The 17,484-nt window shown below is 70.5% G+C and carries 19 protein-coding genes and 1 riboswitch; of the genes, 6 read left to right on the top strand and 13 right to left on the bottom strand.

Annotation, left to right across the window (positions count from 1 at the left end; genetic code table 11):
- Positions 1 to 34 precede the first annotated feature (34 nt).
- From JIG38_RS00880 to JIG38_RS00850, 7 genes are all read right to left on the bottom strand, one after another.
- The gene (locus JIG38_RS00880; protein WP_233404119.1) at positions 35 to 832 is read right to left on the bottom strand and encodes a thioredoxin-like domain-containing protein; all 798 of its coding nucleotides are present in this window, start codon (positions 830 to 832) and stop codon (positions 35 to 37) included.
- Positions 833 to 867: 35 nt separating this feature from the next.
- On the bottom strand, positions 868 to 2,175 hold the full coding sequence (locus JIG38_RS00875) for a M23 family metallopeptidase (RefSeq protein WP_199421610.1): 1,308 nt from the start codon (positions 2,173 to 2,175) through the stop codon (positions 868 to 870).
- Between the two features lie 136 nt (positions 2,176 to 2,311).
- Positions 2,312 to 3,094, bottom strand: coding sequence for a class E sortase (locus JIG38_RS00870; RefSeq protein WP_307844411.1), 783 nt, complete (start codon positions 3,092 to 3,094; stop codon positions 2,312 to 2,314).
- Positions 3,095 to 3,311: 217 nt separating this feature from the next.
- Positions 3,312 to 5,615, bottom strand: a complete 2,304-nt coding sequence (locus JIG38_RS00865; protein WP_307844409.1) for a heavy metal translocating P-type ATPase — start codon at positions 5,613 to 5,615, stop codon at positions 3,312 to 3,314.
- A gap of 101 nt (positions 5,616 to 5,716) precedes the next feature.
- Entirely contained in the window at positions 5,717 to 5,929 is a 213-nt protein-coding gene (locus JIG38_RS00860) for a heavy-metal-associated domain-containing protein (protein WP_199421608.1), read from the bottom strand.
- A gap of 145 nt (positions 5,930 to 6,074) precedes the next feature.
- Positions 6,075 to 7,205: a sensor histidine kinase gene (locus JIG38_RS00855; protein ID WP_199421607.1), complete on the bottom strand. Its 1,131-nt coding sequence runs from the start codon at positions 7,203 to 7,205 to the stop codon at positions 6,075 to 6,077.
- Positions 7,202 to 7,909 (bottom strand): response regulator, encoded by a 708-nt coding sequence (locus tag JIG38_RS00850; RefSeq protein ID WP_372419622.1) that lies wholly within the window; start codon positions 7,907 to 7,909, stop codon positions 7,202 to 7,204. The genes JIG38_RS00855 and JIG38_RS00850 overlap by 4 nt, the downstream gene beginning before the upstream one ends.
- 152 nt (positions 7,910 to 8,061) lie before the next feature.
- Here JIG38_RS00850 and JIG38_RS00845 point away from each other — a divergent pair, with 152 nt between their 5' ends.
- The 3 genes from JIG38_RS00845 to JIG38_RS00835 are packed head-to-tail and all read left to right on the top strand — an operon-like array spanning position 8,062 to position 10,003.
- Positions 8,062 to 8,370 carry a glutaredoxin gene (locus JIG38_RS00845; RefSeq protein WP_199421605.1) on the top strand — a complete coding sequence of 103 codons (309 nt, stop codon included), beginning with the start codon at positions 8,062 to 8,064 and terminating at the stop codon, positions 8,368 to 8,370.
- On the top strand, positions 8,370 to 9,380 hold the full coding sequence (locus JIG38_RS00840; RefSeq protein WP_199421604.1) for a cytochrome c biogenesis CcdA family protein: 1,011 nt from the start codon (positions 8,370 to 8,372) through the stop codon (positions 9,378 to 9,380). Before JIG38_RS00845 ends, JIG38_RS00840 begins: the two co-directional genes overlap by 1 nt.
- Positions 9,377 to 10,003, top strand: a complete 627-nt coding sequence (locus tag JIG38_RS00835) for a peroxiredoxin family protein (RefSeq protein WP_199421603.1) — start codon at positions 9,377 to 9,379, stop codon at positions 10,001 to 10,003. The genes JIG38_RS00840 and JIG38_RS00835 overlap by 4 nt, the downstream gene beginning before the upstream one ends.
- A 260-nt stretch (positions 10,004 to 10,263) precedes the next feature.
- Here the strand turns inward: JIG38_RS00835 and JIG38_RS00830 are convergent, their stop codons facing one another.
- The 4 genes from JIG38_RS00830 to JIG38_RS00815 form a co-directional block, all read right to left on the bottom strand.
- A complete protein-coding gene (locus JIG38_RS00830; protein ID WP_199421602.1) occupies positions 10,264 to 11,613 on the bottom strand; it encodes a phenylacetate--CoA ligase family protein in 1,350 nt (449 codons plus the stop codon).
- A complete protein-coding gene (locus tag JIG38_RS00825) occupies positions 11,613 to 12,437 on the bottom strand; it encodes a prolipoprotein diacylglyceryl transferase (protein ID WP_199421601.1) in 825 nt (274 codons plus the stop codon). Before JIG38_RS00825 ends, JIG38_RS00830 begins: the two co-directional genes overlap by 1 nt.
- Before the next feature lie 193 nt (positions 12,438 to 12,630).
- On the bottom strand, positions 12,631 to 13,326 hold the full coding sequence (locus JIG38_RS00820) for a DUF305 domain-containing protein (RefSeq protein ID WP_233404117.1): 696 nt from the start codon (positions 13,324 to 13,326) through the stop codon (positions 12,631 to 12,633).
- Between the two features lie 90 nt (positions 13,327 to 13,416).
- Positions 13,417 to 14,187 (bottom strand): C40 family peptidase, encoded by a 771-nt coding sequence (locus JIG38_RS00815; protein WP_199421600.1) that lies wholly within the window; start codon positions 14,185 to 14,187, stop codon positions 13,417 to 13,419.
- Between the two features lie 2 nt (positions 14,188 to 14,189).
- Positions 14,190 to 14,333, bottom strand: a riboswitch (cyclic di-AMP (ydaO/yuaA leader).
- A 252-nt stretch (positions 14,334 to 14,585) separates the two neighbouring features.
- Here JIG38_RS00815 and JIG38_RS00810 point away from each other — a divergent pair.
- Genes JIG38_RS00810 through lnt form a run of 3 tightly spaced genes read left to right on the top strand, consistent with a single transcriptional unit; the run spans position 14,586 to position 16,721 of the window.
- Entirely contained in the window at positions 14,586 to 14,834 is a 249-nt protein-coding gene (locus tag JIG38_RS00810; protein WP_233404116.1) for an SHOCT domain-containing protein, read from the top strand.
- Positions 14,831 to 15,079, top strand: coding sequence for a DUF2933 domain-containing protein (locus tag JIG38_RS00805; RefSeq protein ID WP_199421599.1), 249 nt, complete (start codon positions 14,831 to 14,833; stop codon positions 15,077 to 15,079). Before JIG38_RS00810 ends, JIG38_RS00805 begins: the two co-directional genes overlap by 4 nt.
- A 31-nt stretch (positions 15,080 to 15,110) precedes the next feature.
- Positions 15,111 to 16,721, top strand: coding sequence for an apolipoprotein N-acyltransferase (gene lnt / locus JIG38_RS00800; protein WP_199421598.1), 1,611 nt, complete (start codon positions 15,111 to 15,113; stop codon positions 16,719 to 16,721).
- Between the two features lie 25 nt (positions 16,722 to 16,746).
- Here the strand turns inward: lnt and JIG38_RS00795 are convergent, their stop codons facing one another.
- Positions 16,747 to 17,142, bottom strand: a complete 396-nt coding sequence (locus JIG38_RS00795) for a hypothetical protein (protein WP_199421597.1) — start codon at positions 17,140 to 17,142, stop codon at positions 16,747 to 16,749.
- 86 nt (positions 17,143 to 17,228) lie between these two features.
- The gene (locus JIG38_RS19840) at positions 17,229 to 17,423 is read right to left on the bottom strand and encodes a hypothetical protein (protein ID WP_233404114.1); all 195 of its coding nucleotides are present in this window, start codon (positions 17,421 to 17,423) and stop codon (positions 17,229 to 17,231) included.
- Between the last annotated feature and the right edge of the window lie 61 nt (positions 17,424 to 17,484).

Genomic DNA, 17,484 nt, shown 5'->3' with positions numbered 1-17,484 from the left:
GCCGGTCGCTCGCTCGGGCGACCGGCGCGCGGCGTCACTCTCCGATGCCGCCCGAGCAGGGGGCGCCCGGCTCGGGAGTCTGCTCACCCTGCTGGTACCGCTCGACGAACGGCGCCAGGCGCTCGTCGTCCACCGAGTCGAGCGCCACCTGCACACCCCACGCCGTGGCGACCACCGGCGCCGCGAGGTCGGCGTAGGGCGAGGCAAGCACGTAGGAGTTGTCCTCCGCCAGTGCCCGCAGCCGCTCCACCGCGGCGGCGTCCAGGCCCTCCTGGTAGGTGAGCCAGACGGCACCGTGCTCCAGCGAGTGCACGGCGTTCTCGTTGCGCACCGGCGCCGTGTAGAAGCCGCAGTTCTGCACCACAGGGTCATGGTCGCCACCGAGCGGCGGCAGAGAGCCACCGGCAACCGCGGTCGGTGCCACGGTCTCGTAGGGCACCGGCTCGGCGACATGCGTCGCCGACGGCACCTCGACCTGCTCCTCGCCCTCGATGGGAGCCTCGGCGGCGGCCTCGACCTCGGCGGTGCGGCGTGTCTGGTTCATCAGCACGATCGCGGTCGGGACGATCAGAGCGAAGGCGACGGCAGCGCCCGCGATGACGAGAATGATCCGGCGGCGACGGTCGGCCTTCTGCTGGGCCTCACGCAGTGCGGCGAGGCGCGCCTGCCGTTCGGCGTCCTGGGTCGGGCGCTTGCTTCGGGAGCTCATGGGCATCTCCAATGCTGTGCACGGTTCCGTGCGTGGTGGACGGCACCGAGCGCGCCAGGCCGGATCGTACGTCGCGCCGTGTGGAGTCTCGATGACGGCGCCCTCCTCGTCGTACATCTTCATCGAGGCTTCATAGAAGCGGCCGCGCAGCCGCCGTCTCAGAAGAGCGTCTCGGGATCGACCGCCGTCCCGTCGACATACGTTTCGAAGTGGAGGTGGCACGCCGTCGAGGTGCCCGTCGTGCCCGAGTACCCCACCACATCGCCCTGCGCGACGATCTGGCCTGAGCTCACCGCGAAGGTCGACAGGTGGTTGTAGCTCGTCATCAGGGATCGACCGTTCTGCTGGCCGTGGTTGAGCATCACCTGGTTGCCGAAGCCGCCGACCGACTTGGCCCACTGCACGGTGCCCGCAGCCGCGGCGATGATGGGCGTGCCGCAGTAGGCGCGGAAGTCAGTGCCGGCGTGCAGCTTGCGGTAGCCGTAGATGGGGTGGATCCGCCAGCCGTAGGGCGACGTGATCACCGGGGTCTCCATCGGACTCGGATAAGCAAGGACGCCGCCACGCGGTCCGGGTGCCGAGTTGGGGGGAGCGCCGACTTGTGCAGGCTGCGCGCCAGGGGCCGCTGCGGGCCCCGCCGCGGTGCGCGCCTCCGCCTCGGCTCTGACGATGGCCGCGAGCTCTGCCTGCAGCGCAGCCTGCTGCGCCGCATAGCGGTCCCTCTCGGAGAGCTGAGCAGCGCGCTGCGTCTCGAGGGCCGTGATGCTCGCCTGCTGGCGTTCGACCATCGCCGCCAGCTCGTCGGCCCGGACCTGTGCGGCCTGGCGAGCGGCGTCCGCGGCGGCGAGGGTCGCGTCTGCGTCCGCCTTCAGCACGGCGATCTCGTCGCGTACGGCGTCCAGCCGGGCAGCACGGTTGCGGTTGATCCCACCGACCTCCTGCAGCTGTCTCAGGGTGCGCGCCTGGATGGCGGCCGAGCGCGCGGTCAGGGCCAACCCGCTGGTGAGGTCGTCGACGTCTGACGAGCCCAGTACGACGGAGACCGTGGTGGCCGCGGGTGTGCCCTTCAACGCATCCCGGGCCATCTGCCCCAGGTTGCTGCGCAGGTCTCCAACCCTCACCGCGTCGGCTTCGCTCGCGGCAACGAGCCCCGCCTGCTCGGCCTCCGCCGCGTCGAGCCGCTCCGCGAGGATGCTCGCCTCCCGCTGGAGCTGGTCGACCAGGGCCTGGGCCGTCGCAAGTTCCGCCTCGGCAACCGGCACCTGGGCGTTGAGCACCTCAAGCTCCGCGTACACGGCGACGAGAGCCGCGTCGGTGTCCTCCAGAAGCTCGTCGATCTCGGCCACCGAGAGGCCGACCGACTCCTGTTGGGCGCGGTTGCGTGCGCTGTCGTCATCCGCGCCCGGGGCGCCGGACGCGGCGGCGGCGGATGCCAGGAGCAGGGGGGCCACGACGAGGACCGTCATGATGCGTGCGTGGGCGCGAGTCGGCATCTGACCATGGTGCAGCGGGCGCTGCGCTTGCGCCGCGAGTCCGGCTGCCCCTCAGCGGAACTGCATCAGATCTTGATCGTCCCTCTCGGGTTGGCGCGGCTCCGGGCGGTCACTCGAGGGGCGGGACCAGATCGACCTCCGGCGGCACGCCTTGCGAGACGGGCATCCAGTACTCCAGGACCGAGTAGACGACGTACCTCTGTCGCGCCGAGTACATCGGGTGGCACGTCGTCAGCGTCATCATGGCGACGCTCGGCACGCTGCCGGGTGAGTTCGGCACCGGCGCGATCACCTCGACCTGGTCCGGAGAGACGATCTCCATCCCGCTCACCCGGTACACGAACCAGGTGTCGGCCGTCTGCACGATGAGCGGATCACCGACCTGCAGCTCCTCGATCCGGTTGAACGGCTTGTTGTAGGTGGTCCGGTGCCCCGAGATCGCGAAGTTGCCGAGGCCCCCTGGCATCGCTGTGCCCTCGTAGTGCCCGATTCCGAGCTCGTCGAGCACCTCCCGGGAGCTGCCCTGGCTCACGGCGCGAAGGTAGTCCGTGCCCCACCGGGGAACCCGCAGCGTGGCGAAGGTCGCGCCGACAGCTGGCTCGGCCAGGACCGGTGGTGCGCCGAGGTCACGCGACCGAGGCGCCGGGAGCGCGTGGTCGTCCGCGTGCCGCGTCTCCGGCCGCGTGTCCACGACCCAGTCGAGCTCGCGGAGCGCCGCCTCCTGCTCCTGTGCCGCCACGACATCGGTCCACCACAGCTGCCACACGACGAACAGCCCGAGCAGCGCGCCGAGTGTCACGAGCAGCTCGCCGACGACGCCGAGCAGGGTGAGCGGCCTCCGACGCGGCCGTGACCGTCGTGGAGGGGCGTCGAAGGCGTGGGTCGTGCTCACATCGAGGTGGTACGGAGGGATGCGAAGGTGGCCTCGTCCCGCGAGATCGCCGCAGCGGAGGCAGTGACGACGACGATGCGCGAGCTTCGCCATGATCGTCCTGTCGCCATTCGTCCTGCTCTGCTCTCGTCAGCCGCGCGACATGAGGCAGCCGGCACTTCGCGGATAGGTGCCGGCCCGACGGCCACCGGGGGTGGGCGGCGATCGGGCCGGCGGATCAGGGAACCTGCTGCGACCACGCCGCGAAACGGCGCAGCCGCAGCGAGTTGGACACGACGAACACACTGGAGAACGCCATCGCCGCCCCCGCGACCAGGGGGTTGAGGCGCCCCGAGGCCGCCAGCGGGATCGCGGCGACGTTGTATGCCAGCGCCCAGAAGAGGTTGCCCTTGATGGTGGAGAGCGTGCGTCGAGCGAGCCGGATGGCGTCGGCCGCCGCACGCAGGTCCCCGCGCACCAGGGTGAGGTCGGACGCCTCGATCGCTGCGTCCGTGCCGGTCCCCATCGCGAGGCCCAGGTCTGCCTGCGCAAGTGCGGCCGCGTCGTTGACGCCGTCGCCGACCATGGCGACCACGCGGCCCTCCCGCTGGAGCCGTTGCACGACCGCCACCTTGTCCTCCGGGAGCACCTCGGCAACGACGTCGTCGATGCCCAGGCCGCGCGCGACCTCGGCGGCCGCCCGCCGGTTGTCGCCGGTCAGGAGCACCGGCGTCAGACCCAACTGCCTCAGCTGCGTGATCGCCTCTGCCGAGGTTGGTTTCAGGGTGTCGGACACGACGCACACCGCGCGGGCGCGCCCGTCCCAGCCGATCGTCACGGCAGTCCGGCCGGCGCTCTCCGCCTCGTCCACCGCGTCGGCGAGCTCGATCGGGAGATCGATGTCCTGCGCTGTCAGCCACGAGGCGCGTCCGGCGAGGACCCGCCGGCCGTCGACCGTGCCCGTGACGCCGCGACCAGGGACGTTGCTGAAGTCCACGACGTCCGCAAGATCGCCGGTGAGGGCGCGGGCGCCGGTGGCGATCGCCGCTGCGATCGGGTGCTCCGAGGCGTGCTCCAGGGCCCCGGCGAGACGCAGCGCCTCCGCCGAGTCCGTGTCGGCGGCCGGTACCACGTCCACGAGGGTCATCCGCCCCGTCGTGACGGTGCCGGTCTTGTCGAGCACGATCGTGTCCACCTTGCGGGTCGACTCGAGCACCTCCGGGCCCTTGATGAGGATCCCGAGCTGGGCACCGCGGCCTGTGCCGACGAGCAGTGCCGTGGGCGTCGCGAGCCCCAGCGCACAGGGGCACGCGATGATGAGGACTGCGACGGCCGCGGTGAACGCGGTCACCACATCGCCCGTCGCACCGACCCAGAAGCCGGCTGTGCCCACGGCCAGCGCGATGACGACGGGCACGAAGACGGCGGAGAGCCGGTCGGCGAGGCGCTGGACGGCAGCCTTGCCCGACTGCGCGTCGACCACCAGACGTGCGATCTGTGCCAGCTTGGTGTCCGTGCCGACGCGGGTCGCCTCGACGACCAGGCGACCGCCCGCGTTGACCGTGGCGCCGGTCACGGCATCACCCGGCGCGACCTCGACCGGCACCGGCTCGCCGGTGAGCAGCGCGGCGTCGATCGCCGACGTGCCTTCCACCACGACGCCGTCGGTGGCCACCTTCTCGCCCGGCCGGACGACGAACCGATCCCCGACGGCGAGCGCGTCGATCGGTATGCGGACCTCACCGACCTGCCCCGGCCGCAGGACGGCGACGTCCTTGGCGCCCAACTCGAGCAGAGCTCGGAGCGCGGACCCTGACCGTCGCTTGGCCTGCGCCTCGAGGTACCGGCCGAGCAAGATGAACACGACCAGCGCAGCGGCGATCTCGAGATAGATCTCCTCGGACCCGGCCCCGGGCTCGGGAAAGAGCGTGAACTCCATGCGCATACCCGGCATGCCGGCTTCACCGAGGAAGAGCGCCCAGACCGACCACAGGTAGGCCGCAGTGACGCCCATGGAGATGAGCGTGTCCATCGTCGCTGTCGCGTGCCGCAGGTTCTTCGCCGCGGCTCGGTGGAACGGCATGCCTCCCCAGACGACGACAGGACTCGCCAGCGTGAGCGAGAGCCACTGCCAGTGTTCGAACTGGAGCGGCGGGAGCATGGCGAGCACCAGGACCGGCGTCGTGAGCAGCCCGGAGAGCACCAATCGACGGCGTAGCGCGATGAGCGCGACGTCGACGCGGTCGACCGGCTCCGCGGCCTCGGCGCCGTCGACCGTCGATTCCACCGGTTCCGGTGGGAGCGTGGCGCCGTAGCCGGCCGCAGCGATCTCGTCGATGAGCTGAGCGACGGTCGCGGGCGCGGTGAACGCCACGGTCGCCGACTCCATGGCGAAGTTGACGCTGGCTTCCACTCCGCTGACCTTGTTCAGGCGGCGCTCGATCCGGGCTGCGCACGATGCGCACGTCATGCCCGTGATGGCGAGCGTGATCGAGCTCGTCAGGGGTGCGGCGGGCTCGTCGGAGACGTGAGAGGTGGTCACTCGAGCTCAACCCCGCAGCGCAAGGCCGAGGGCGTAGGTCGCCGCGAAGACACCGACCAGTCCGACGAGGTAGGCGCCCAGGCGCACCATCGCCGTCGCTCTCATGACGCCTGGCCGCTCAGTGTGTAGCCGGCGTCGGTCACCGCGGACTCGACCAGCGTGTCGTCCAGCGCGCGCGAGCTCGTGACCGTCATCGTCCCGGTGGGCAGGTCGACGGCGACGTCGGTCACCGCCGGCACTTTGCTCACCTCTCCTGTCACCGACGAGACACAGTGTCCGCAGGTCATCCCGACTACGTGGTAGGTGGTCTCCATCGTCGTTCCTCTCGTGGCGCATCCTGGGCGTTGCACGCGTGGGTGCGAGGTGCCTGACGACGCTAGCCAGCGCCGAGGGCGTCGAGGGCGCCAGCGGGGCTCTCGGAGCGCTTCTTCAGCAAGTCTTCATGAGCTCGGACAGGCCTCACCGGTGGGCGCGACTGCGGACCGGGAGGTGCACCTCGAAGCGTGTCCCCGTGCCGGCTCCCTGGCTCGAGGCGGTGACGGAGCCACCATGGGCGGTGACGATGGCGCGGACGATCGCAAGCCCGATCCCTGAGCCGCCGTGGTGACGATCGCGAGCTGTGTCGACCCGGTAGAACCGCTCGAAGATGTGCGCCAGGTGCTCGGGATCGATGCCCTCGCCCGTGTCGGTGACGGCGAGGCATACTTCCTCGCCATCGGCCCGAGTGGCGCTGACGAGTACGCGTCCCGGAGCGGGGGTATGGCGCAGCGCGTTCTCGAGGAGATTGCCCAGAACCTGGCCGATGCGGTCGACGTCCACGGTGACTGCAGGGAGGCCGCTCTCGACGTCCACGTCGAGCACCACGCCGCGGCCGGCGTAGTGCTCCTGGGCTGCCGCGCGTGCCCTCTCGACGATCTCGGCCGCCGTGGCCGACTGGAGGACGAGGGCGAGGTCACCGCGCTCCGCGCGGGTCACGGACGCCAGGTCGGTCGCCAGACGCGTGAGGCGTGCTCCCTGGTCGCGGAGGACCGCGACAGTCTCCGCGCTCAGACTCTCGACGCCGTCCTCGACCGCCTCGAGGTAGGCGTTGAGGACCGCGACGGGGGTGCGCACCTCGTGCGCGACATCAGACAACAGGCGTTGACGGAGCGCGTCGCTCTCGCGCAGTCGGTCCGCCATGTCGTTGAAGGCGTGCGCGAGCTGCTCGAACTCGCTGCCCAGACGCGGACTTGCGACGCGGGCGTCGAACTGGCCCGACGCCACACGCGTGGCAGCCGTCGCGAGTGTGCGCAGCGACGAGGCGATACGCCGGGTGAGGAAGAGGCTCACCGCTAAGGAAGCCAGCACGGATGCACTCAGTGCGATCGTCAACGCGAGCGCGCTCGACGAACGGAACGCCTCCTCGGCGTGCAGCACCGCGGGGGTCTCCTCGTGGAGGCCCGCTTCGATCATGTGGTCGTGGAACACCGCGGGACCGACGGCACCGGCGACGAGCCAGGCGGTGAGCCCACCTGCCAGCACCACGAGGGCCAAGGCCGCGAGCAGGCGCCCGGCGAGCCCCTGGGCATCCGACCACCGGGGGAGGGTCACTCGCCGGACCCGACGCGGTAGCCCACCCCGCGGACGGTCCGCACGAAACGCTGCTCAGCCGCTGAGTCGCCGAGCTTCTGCCGGACGTGCAGCACATGGACGTCGACGAGGTGCTCGTCACCGACCCAGTTCTGTCCCCAGACCTCCTCGATGAGCGCCCGACGGCTGAAGACCCGGTTGGGGTACCGGGCCAGGGTGCTGAGCACGTCGAACTCCGTCCTCGTCAGCGGCACCAACGCCTCGTCGATCCGCACCTCACGCGACTCGAGGTCGAGCGTGAGGGGTCCCACGCACAGCGGCTCGGCGGACCCGCTGGAGCTCTCGGCGCGGCGAGGGCGGCGGAACAGGGTTGCGATCCTGGCCACCAGCTCCCGGGGGCTGAAAGGCTTGGTCATGTAGTCGTCGGCACCGACGGACAGGCCGATGAGCGTGTCGATCTCCTCCGACCGCGCCGTCAGCATGACGACGTAGCAGTCGGAGAACGTCCGGAGCTGACGGCACACCTCGATCCCATCGAGTTGGGGAAGGCCGAGGTCGAGCACGACGAGATCGGGATCCACGGATCGCGCCTGCTCCAGGCCGTCGGGACCGTCGTGCGCGAGGTGGACCTCAAAGCCCTCTCGCTCGAGATAGCCCCCGACCAACGAGGCGAGGGCCTGCTCGTCGTCGATGACCAGGGCGCGGCGTGTCGTCGGGGAAACCATGGTCCTCATTGTGCGGGCGTCCTCGCGGGGGACCCAGCCGCTGCGGGCGGTTCGTCGAGGTCTTCACCGAACGTTGATCGAACGACGACCGCAGCACAGCATCCACCCGGGACGCTGGTGGAGATCGACCACCCTACCTCCCGGAGAGCCCGATGACCCCGACGCCCGTCCCCGCTGCGGTCCACGTGACCGTGGTGCACGCACCGGCATGCCACTTCTGCGACGACGCGACCCGCACGTTGGCCGAGCTCGGCGAGACATGGCCGCTGGCGGTCCGTGTCGTCGAGCTCGAGTCCGCCGAAGGAGCGCAGCTGGTGATGCGGCACCGGCCCGCGATGAACCCGCTGGTGCTCGTCGAGGGGGAGTACTTCAGCTCGGGGCGCCTCCCGCGCAGGAAGCTCGCGAAGCTCCTCGCCGCTCGTGCCGCTGCACGCCCCGCACTCCGCGTCGTGAGCGCCTGATGGGCGCCGAGCTGCTCACCACGGGAAGCATCCTCGCGGCCTTCTTCGCCGGTGGCGTCGCGCTCTTCGCACCCTGCTGCATCGTCTTCCTGGCCCCCAGCTACCTCGCCGGCGCGGTGAAGAACCGCCGCTGGCGGCTCCTTCCACTGACGTTCATCTTCGCCGCCGGTCTCGCGGTCGTGCTGGTCCCGATCACGCTCGGCATGAGCCTGCTGGCGGGCGCGATCGCGCGCTACCACGTGCCCCTCTACATCGCCGGCGGGGTGCTCATGTTCGCCCTGGCCGCTCTCTCGTTCTCCGGGACCATGTGGTCGCTGCCGAGCTTCCTGCGTGCGCCGGACACCTCGCGAGGCGACACAGCGAGCTTCTTCTCCCTCGGCGTCTTCTCCGGCGTCGCCTCGAGCTGCTGCGCCCCCGTGCTCGCCGGCGTCATGACGCTCTCGGTCCTGTCCGGGTCGGCCGCCGGGGGCCTGGCCCTCGGCCTGGCGTACGTCTTCGGCATGGTCTTCCCGCTGTTCGTCATGGCGCTGGTCTGGGACCGGGCACGGCTCGGCGAGCGGAAGCTCTTCCGCGCCCGTCCCGTGCGCGTACGCGTCGCAGGCCGAGTCATCGCGACGAACAGCCTGAACATCGCGGTCGCCGTCGGCTTCGTGGTGATGGGCGTCTTCGTGATCGCGCTCGCCGGCGACACGGACATGACGGGCGGGACAGCGGCTCAGGACGCTGCCGCGAGCACGCTGACCGACGTCTTCCTCGCCGTGCAGGCCTGGGTGAGCCCGATCCCCGAGCCGGTCCTCGGCATGGCCCTGCTCGCTCTCGCGGCCGTCTTCGTGTGGGCGACGCTCGCCGGCCGCCGCCCGCGGGGCTCCGCTCATGGTGCGACGCCCGTGTCTCCCGAGGCCGGTGTCCTGCCCGTCGAGGGCCACCCCTCGCTCACCGGCGGACCCGCCGGATCAGTCGAAGCCCCCAGCTGCCACAGCAGCGCCACTGAGGAAGAGGTGGTCCGATGACCTCCGGAACAGCAGTCCGCCGCCAGGCCGAGCGTCAGCAGATGCTCGACGAGCTCCGCCAGGGACAGGTCGACGCGGCGAAGCGTCGGCACCGCATCAGCCTGGCGGCGTGGGGTGTCGCGCTCGTCATCATCGTGACGCTCGTCGTGGCGGCGCTCCTCGCGTCCAGGCCGGTCGTGTCGTCCGACGCCCGGGTGGCGCCAGACTTCACGCTGCCGACGTCCGACGGCCAGACGGTGACCCTCTCCGAGCTGCAGGGCTCGCCCGTCGTCCTGTACTTCAACGAGGGCGCCGGCTGCGACTCATGCCTCATGCAGATGGCCGAGATCGAGAAGGACCCAGCCTTCGCCGAGGCCGGGATCACCGTCCTGCCCATCGTGATGAACACCGCCGAGCAGATCAACGCCGAGCGCGCCCGGCTCGGCGTCACCTCCGACTTCCTGCTCGACGACGGCACGGTCTCCGAGCAGTACGGCACGTTGGGGACGGGCATGCACGAAGGGCTGCCCGGCCACGGATTCATCCTCATCGACGCCGAGGGCGTGCAGCAGTGGTACGGCAACTACCCGTCCATGTGGCTCGCACCGCAGGACCTCCTCCGGGAGGTGCAGAGCCGCCTGTAGCGACCAACGACGAAGCCCGCACGCTGAACCGCACGACGGAGGAGCAAGAGATGAGCACGTGTTGCACGGAGACCGATGGTCAGTGCTGTGGTGGTACCGGCGTAGCGACGCCGGCCGAGCCAGCGACGCGCGTCGCGCAGGCTCCCAGCCAGAAGGGCCACGGCTGCTGCGGAGGCGGCAACAGCGCGACGCACTGACGGCCCGATGCTCGGACGCCCCGGCCTCTCCAAGGGTCCGGGGCGTCCTGCTGCGTGCCACGCTCAGTCCTGACGGCGGATCAACGGTGACTTCCCCAGCGCAGTGCGGGGAATCCTCGCGACGAGCTCGACGCCGATCTCGACCCGCGCGCCGGCAGACGCGAGGGCGGTCGCCAGCTGGCTGCGCAGCGCGATGAGGTCCAACCCACCCGAGGCGGCCACGAGCCTGACGTGGAGCCCGCCGTCCCGCTGCTCCACCTGCCACTGCACCACCTCCGGCGTGTCGAGCACGGCATGGAAGACGTTCGGGTGAAGGAGGACGCGTGACGTCCCGCCCTGGACGGTCAGGACATCCTCCCGGCGACCTTCGACCAAGGCCAGGGTGCGGAACGGCAGCCCGCACGGGCACGGATCGGGATCGAGGGCCACACGATCGCTCAGCTCGTATCTGATCAGCGGCAGCGTGCGGGCGAAGAGCACGGTCACCAGAAGGCGATCACCGGGGGTCCCGTCGGACACCGGTGCACCGTCGCCGTCCACCGGCTCCACGATCACGAGGTCCTCGTAGACGTGCCTGCGCCCGAGTCTGCACTGCGAGGAGATACCTGCGGTCTCCGTCGCGGCGTAGACGTCGTTCGGTGCGCACGACCACGCCCGCTCCATCTCGAGCGCGGCGACGGGGGAGAGGACCTCCGACGCCGACATGACCGCCTCAGGTGCGATGCGCAAGGACCCGACAAGCTGCGCACCGGCGAGCGGCCGCAGCACCGACGGGTACCCCACAAGCACCCGTGGCTGGAACTCGTTGAGCGCAGTGACCATCTCAGCGATCGGCGCCCGTGCGTCGAGGCGAAGGGTCGGCACGGTACGTGACCGCAGGGAGGCGCCCACGACGGCGCTCTGGTGCGTGGGCACGCGCGAACTGACCACCGCCATCCGAAGTGGAGTCAAGAGCCCTGCACGGACACCCGCCCACTGGGTTGCGCGTGCGTAGGACACGAGAACGGTCGCCCACTCCGCGCGGTCCCACACGAACACGCCTCGCCGCCCGGTCGTCCCTGCTGTCGCGGCGACCCACCAGCGCCGCTCGAGCGGCTGACCAGGGTCGCCGTCGGATGCGGTCAGGTCGTGAAGCCGCTGCTCGATCACCGCGAGGTTGATGTCGCGGGTGGTCAGGACCGCGTCGAACTGCGCCATCACGGTCTCCTTGGTGACCGAGGGCAGCTCCTGGAGTAGTGCAGCGTCAAGGCCGGCGTGCTGGCGACGGTAGAAGGGCGACCGCTCCGCCGCCGCTCGGCGAACAGCATCGAGGCGCCGCTGCTGGTGTGCGACGAGCTCAGCGCGCGTCCACATGTCCCTGCGCGCGAGCGCTCGGCGACCAACCAGGACGCGGGCGAGCAGGTCGACGTCCATCAGGGGGCGCTCGACGCCATCGACGGTTCTGCAGGTGCGCCTGTGGGTCCATCGTCCGCCCGTTCGCGCTGCGCCTCACCGGCGATGTCCCTCTCGACACTGCGACGCGAGAAGCGGACTGCAGCCACCGCTCCGACGGCGATGCTCAGCAGCGCCCACAGCTGAGCCTGCGTCAGCCCGAGGAGTGCGACCTCGTTGGTCCTCAGGAACTCGACGAGCAGCCGAGCGACGCCGCTCAGCACGAGGTAGGCAGCGAAGACGACGGGAAGCCGCACCCGCTGACCGAGCCGCCAGAGCACGAACGCGATGAGCGCAGCGGCCAGGGCCTCGTAGAGAGGCGTCGGATGCACCGGTACGTCGGTCGCCACGACGCCATTCGGGAAGGCGACACCCCACGGCAGGTCCGTGGGCGCGCCGTAGGTTCCGTCGCCCGAGGCAAAGCAGCCGAGCCGGCCGATGCCGTACGCCACCGCGAGCGGGACGGCGGCGAGGCCCGCGACGTCCCCGAGGTCAAGTCGATGGCGGTGGACGACGACCGCTGCCGCCACGACGCCCCCGATCAGGCCGCCGTACCAGGTGAAGCCCATACCGCCGAGGTCATGGACGGTCACGTCGGGCATCTGCTCAGCAAGGAAGTAGGCCTTCGCGGCCACGAATCCCACGACGGTCGCCCAGAGCACCAGGGTGTGCGCGACCTCTTTGGCGAGCCCGTGCCGCTCGAACGCTCTCCCGAGCAGGTAGGCGCCCGTCAGAGCGGCGAGCGCTTTGCTCAGGCCGTACGTCTGGACGTCGAGCCCGAGGATCGTGAAGAGGACAGGTTGCATGAGGCGTCCCACGGTCGTGCCCGTCGGTGGGGCACTGGACGCGCGCCACTCGATGCGGAGGACCTCAGCGTCCCGCGTGGAGATGAAGGTTTGCGGCTGCGCCGATCAAGGATCGCTGAAGAGATCCGGTGTCAGGCCTTGGCTCGAACCGACCGCCGAGGGCGGTACACGGGCGTGCACCGCCCTCGATCCGCTACAGCGCCGCGAGGAGGTTCGTCATCTCCGTGATCTCGAGCGTCTGAGCGTCGATGATCTCGGCCGACAGCTGGATCGCTTCGGGGTTCTCGCCGGCTTCGTGGTGCTGCTCCGACATCTCGATCGCACCACGGTGGTGCTCGATCATGAGCTCGAGGAAGCGGCGATCGAAGTCGGCGCCGGACAGCCCGGAGAGCTGTTCCATGACCATCTCCTGGTCCATGCCGTCCATCTGCATGTCCCCATGGTCCATGCCGCCCATCTCCATCCCGTCGGGGGTCTCCTCGCCCCACGCCTCGAGCCACGACGTCATCGTCTCGATCTCGGGGCCCTGCGCTGCCGCGATGCGCTCACCGAGCGCCCGGACCTCCTCGCTGCCTGCGCGCTCGACCGCAAGCTCAGCCATCTCGATCGCGCCCTCGTGATGCACGATCATCATCTGCGCGAACTCGGTGTCGGCGTCGTTGTGGACCTCTTCCGCAGCAGGCTCGTCAGCGGTCGGGGACGCTGACGAGGCGGTGGCCGGGCTCCCGCTCTCCTCGGTGGCGCTTGCGCACGCGGTGAGCGACGCGGCTAGTAGCAGCGCGGCGCCCGCGGCGACGGCGGATCGGCGGGTAGGGGTCATCAAGTACAGCTCCTCGCTTCGGTCGCCGTGGCGGCGACGGCTCGAATTGCGCCGGAAGGTGGCGTGCATCAAGCCTGCGTCATGAAGCGCGCCCGGGCGCTCCCGAGCGATGAAGATCCCATGAAGCCTGGCCCACACGGGCGCGGGGGCGCGAAGGGCTCAGCCCACGCGGATGAACACCGGATCGGACTGCCAGATCTCGCGGATCTGGATCGTCTTGCCCGGAACCGGGGCGTCCACCTGTAGGTTGCCGCCGGCGTAGATCGAGATGTGCCCGGGGGACCAGATGAGGTCACCAGGCTGCGCCTGGTCGAACGGCACGACCGTGCCGGCGTAGCGCTGATCGGCCGACGTACGGGGAAGCGTGATGCCGACCTCCGCGTAGACGTACGACGTGAAGCCGGAGCAGTCGAAGCCGTCCGGCGTCGTGCCGCCCCACAGGTACGGCACGCCGACGTAGCGTGAAGCGATCTCGACGATCGCGCTGCCGTTCGCGCTGGCAGGCGCCGGCGCACCGATCGGCGTCTCTGGCGCCGCCTCCCGCTCCGCCCCGCGCGACGGTGCCGGGTCGGGCTCGGGCTCGGGCGCGGGCGGAGGCGGTGGTGGGTCGGCGACCACGGTGATGGCCGGGACGTCGAACGTCCACGCCGCATCGAGCGGCACGGACACAGGCGCCGAGACAGCCAGGGCCTGCTCGGCCGGGGCGGTGAGCGGGGCCGTGTCGACGGCAGGAAGGTTCGGGTGGTCGCTCGGCGCGGCACTGGCTGGCCCCGCCAGCATGGAGGCGACAAGACCCGATGCGCCGACGGCGACCGTTGCCCGGCGCCCTGAGCTCTCGACCATCCGCGTGGTGCTCGCGGCGACGTCGTGCAGGACGGTGTGGGGGGCGCCGGGGGCGCGGTGGCGCGCCGAAGCAGAAATCGCGGGCATGGACAGCCTCTCCGGTCGCCTACGAGGTGAGCTGTCGGGTTCGGGCGGGAGTGCGCCCGGCCGGATGGTCTCCGGCTTCACCCCAAGGCCGACGACGGGTCGCGGCCGCGATGTGGTTCCCCCGCTCCTGCCGGCGGTTCGAGCTGTCCCCTCGGCGGTGGCAGGACTCGGCGGTCCGCCTCGGGACGCCCGGGACGACCCCGAGCGCGCACATCCTAGGCAGGCGTCCGTCCGATTGTCACGAATCGGTGACGTCGCAGCGCCGACGGGGTCGTCGCCTTGCGTTGCGCCCCGCCATCGACCTTCAGCAACTCTTCACCGGATTGCGGGTGGGTTCTTGATCCGGGGTCGCGAGTCTGGACACAGGTGCCACGAGGCACCGGACGGAACAGCGGGAGATGGCAATGGGTCCGTGGTGCGGTCAGATGGGTGCCGGCGGGTGGCTCTCCATGATCGCCTTCTGGGTCGTGGTTGTAGCCGTCGTCGTGTGGGGCGTCAGTCGGCTCTTTCCGGCGCAGGCGGAGCCGGACGCCCGAGCCGTCCTCGACGCGCGCTTCGCAGCAGGCGACATCGACCCGGAGACCTACCGGGACATCCGTGACGAGCTGGCAGCCGAGACGGCGGCCCGGACGAGAGGAACGTCATGAAGAACCACCTGAAGCACATGGTCATCGCCGGAGTGGGCGTCTTCGCCCTCCTGCTCGTCTTCGGCGTGGACGTCGGCAAGGCGCTGCCCTGGGCGGCTCTGCTGGCATGCCCGCTCATGATGGTCGCCATGATGTGGACGATGAACCGCGGTCAGGGCGGGCACGGTGGGCACGGCAGCGCCACCCGGGACCAGGGCAACACCGTGCACCCGAGCGACACCGCGCCGGAGCACCAGCATCACTGATCTCGGGCTGCGCCCCGGGCCCCCTCCGCGCATGCACACCGAAGCGCGGCCCCAACGGGCCGCCGGCCGTCGGACGTTCGCCGTCGGGTGGCCCGCGCCGTTGTTCCTCGCTGTCGCCGGGGGCCTTCTGACGGAGACCGCGTTCCCAGGTAAGTCCTGGTGGGTGATGGCGTACGTCGGGATCGCCCTTCTCTCGCTCTCACTGGACGACCTGACCATCCGTCGCGGCTTCGTCGTCGGAGGGCTCTTCGGGCTCGCGTTCTTCCTCCCGCACCTGTGGTGGGCGGAGGTCGCGGTCGGCGGCCCGATCGGGTGGCTGGCGCTGACCTTGCTGCAGTCATCAGCCGTGGCGTTGCTCGGCGCCGCTACGGCCGCCGCTCGACAGCTGGCTGCGGTTCGACGCGATGCCCTGTTCGAGGTTCTGGTCTTCGCCGTCCTCTGGGTCGCGGTCGAGCAGCTACGTTCCCGTGTCCCGTTCGGCGGGTTCCCATGGGGACTGCTCGCCTTCTCCCAGAACGACAGCCCGCTCCTCGGCCTGGCGCCGCTCGGCGGTGCTCCACTGGTCAGCGCTGCGACCGTTGCCGTCGGAGCGTCGCTCGCCGTTGCTGTCAGGAAGACCCGGGGGGCGCGCCTCCGCACCGCCGTCGCGCCGCTCGCTGCCGCTATCGCCGTAGCAACTGTGCCAGGCGCACTACCGCTCGCAGGGTCCAGCGAGTCGGGAGTGCTCCGCGTGGCAGCCGTGCAAGGCAATGTGCCCACACGGGGTGCGGACGCCATGGCACAAGCCCGAGCGGTGGCGGCGAACCATATCGACGGCACCAGGGCCGCGCTCCAGCGGTCCTCTGCGGCGGCGCTCGACCTCGTCGTCTGGCCCGAGAGCGCCTCCGACATCGACCCGCGGACCGATGATGCGCTAGGCGCACAGATCTCGGCGGTCGCCCGCGAGGCGGGAGTCCCGATATTGCTCGGGACGCAGCGGTTCGTCCGTGACGTCCGATACAACGACTACGTCGTGTGGACGCCTGACGAAGGAGCGGTCGACGTCTACACCAAGCAGCGCCCCGTGCCGTTCGGCGAGTACGTACCTTTCCGCGAGCTCTTGCGACGTGTTGCGCCGGCGATCGACCGCATCGCGGTCGACATGGCCGCCGGGACCTCCGTGGCGCTCGTCGAAGTCCCGATTGCATCGCTCGGCCGCTCCGTGCCGATCGCGACGGCCATCTGCTTCGAGGTGGCCGACGACGAGCTGATCCGAGAGGCGGTCCGGGCTGGGGGCGAGCTCCTCGTCATCCCGACCAACAACGCCTCCTTCGGCTACACGCAGGAGTCGACGCAGCAGCTCGCCATGTCGCGATTCCGCGCGGCCGAGCACGCTCGAGCAACGATCCAGGTGTCGACGGTCGGCGTCAGTGCGATCATCACGCCGGACGGCCAGGTCCTCGACGAGACGGGTCTCTTCTCGAGCGACCAGATGCTCGAGGAGGTGCCGCTGCGCACATCATTGACCCTCGCGGACAGGTTGGGTCCGTGGCCGAGCCGTGCCGTCGACGCGCTGGCGGCGCTCATCGTCGTGTGCGCCGCGGTGCGGAGTCTCCAAGGACGGTCTCGCTGGCTGATCAGGACGCTCGCGAGGCAGGGTTGAAGCCTCGGCCCGTTCGGTCTTCAGCTCACTCGTGATGCGAGTCGTCGTGCGCGGGCACCTCTGTCGTGACCGGCTCATTACCGGCGCCAGTGATGAGCGGCCCGACGACCAAGGACGAGACGAGGAACATGGCGGTGAACACCGCGAGGGCGATCGCCGGCGCCCACCAGCTCCCGAACCGTCGCCTCAACCGCACCAGCATCGGCACTGAGGCCACGAACCCGACGACTCCGAAGATGACGGTTCCCGTCGCGCCGGCAACGAACGCCGTGCCTACGAGAGGTCCGACGTGGTGCAGAACGTGCGGCGCGATGCCGCCGACGGCTCCCAGCAAGCCAGTCAGGGCGGTGGCTACCGTGCGCCGGGGCTTCCGTTCTGCCGACGACGCGTCGGTCGTCTCGTCAAGCGGTGCGGCGGTCATCCCACCATCATGCGTGCGCAGGGTAGAGGCATGGCTCACGCCTCCTGAAGATGCGGTCAAGGTGGCAACCGCTGGGCTGACATGCGTCAGTCGGGCTCAGGGCGGGTCGTGTCGCGCTGGATCCGCAGGTCCGAGAGCGTGGCAGGGAGGGGACCCGCACCCGGTCCGCCGCGCCGGAGCCAGCCCTCGAGCTCGATGGTGAGGTCGTCACCAGCGAGACGCTCGAACCACACGGGGGTCGCGCCCGCACGGCGGCACGACGGCGAGGGTCGTGCGACCACCACGTCGCCTCGCTCACACTCGTCGAGGCACTCGACGAAGGTCAGCCGCGCCGCTCCCGCA

Source organism: Actinotalea solisilvae (assembly GCF_016464425.1).
GTDB lineage: Bacteria > Actinomycetota > Actinomycetes > Actinomycetales > Cellulomonadaceae > Actinotalea > Actinotalea solisilvae.
This window is presented reverse-complemented; position numbering and strand designations above follow the sequence as displayed.

Bases quoted from the DNA above. Each gene is read 5' to 3' on its own strand.
- JIG38_RS00840 (WP_199421604.1), top strand. From the start codon at position 8,370: ATGGGCGCCGAGCTGCTCACCACGGGAAGCATCCTCGCGGCCTTCTTC.
- JIG38_RS00805 (WP_199421599.1), top strand. From the start codon at position 14,831: ATGAAGAACCACCTGAAGCACATGGTCATCGCCGGAGTGGGCGTCTTC.
- lnt (WP_199421598.1), top strand. From the start codon at position 15,111: ATGCACACCGAAGCGCGGCCCCAACGGGCCGCCGGCCGTCGGACGTTC.
- JIG38_RS00845 (WP_199421605.1), top strand. From the start codon at position 8,062: ATGACCCCGACGCCCGTCCCCGCTGCGGTCCACGTGACCGTGGTGCAC.
- JIG38_RS00880 (WP_233404119.1), bottom strand. From the start codon at position 832: ATGAAGATGTACGACGAGGAGGGCGCCGTCATCGAGACTCCACACGGC.
- JIG38_RS00820 (WP_233404117.1), bottom strand. From the start codon at position 13,326: ATGCACGCCACCTTCCGGCGCAATTCGAGCCGTCGCCGCCACGGCGAC.
- JIG38_RS00830 (WP_199421602.1), bottom strand. From the start codon at position 11,613: ATGGACGTCGACCTGCTCGCCCGCGTCCTGGTTGGTCGCCGAGCGCTC.
- JIG38_RS00835 (WP_199421603.1), top strand. From the start codon at position 9,377: ATGACCTCCGGAACAGCAGTCCGCCGCCAGGCCGAGCGTCAGCAGATG.
- JIG38_RS00795 (WP_199421597.1), bottom strand. From the start codon at position 17,142: ATGACCGCCGCACCGCTTGACGAGACGACCGACGCGTCGTCGGCAGAA.
- JIG38_RS00875 (WP_199421610.1), bottom strand. From the start codon at position 2,175: ATGACGGTCCTCGTCGTGGCCCCCCTGCTCCTGGCATCCGCCGCCGCC.
- JIG38_RS00850 (WP_372419622.1), bottom strand. From the start codon at position 7,909: ATGGTTTCCCCGACGACACGCCGCGCCCTGGTCATCGACGACGAGCAG.
- JIG38_RS00860 (WP_199421608.1), bottom strand. From the start codon at position 5,929: ATGGAGACCACCTACCACGTAGTCGGGATGACCTGCGGACACTGTGTC.
- JIG38_RS00815 (WP_199421600.1), bottom strand. From the start codon at position 14,187: ATGCCCGCGATTTCTGCTTCGGCGCGCCACCGCGCCCCCGGCGCCCCC.
- JIG38_RS00810 (WP_233404116.1), top strand. From the start codon at position 14,586: ATGGCAATGGGTCCGTGGTGCGGTCAGATGGGTGCCGGCGGGTGGCTC.
- JIG38_RS00825 (WP_199421601.1), bottom strand. From the start codon at position 12,437: ATGCAACCTGTCCTCTTCACGATCCTCGGGCTCGACGTCCAGACGTAC.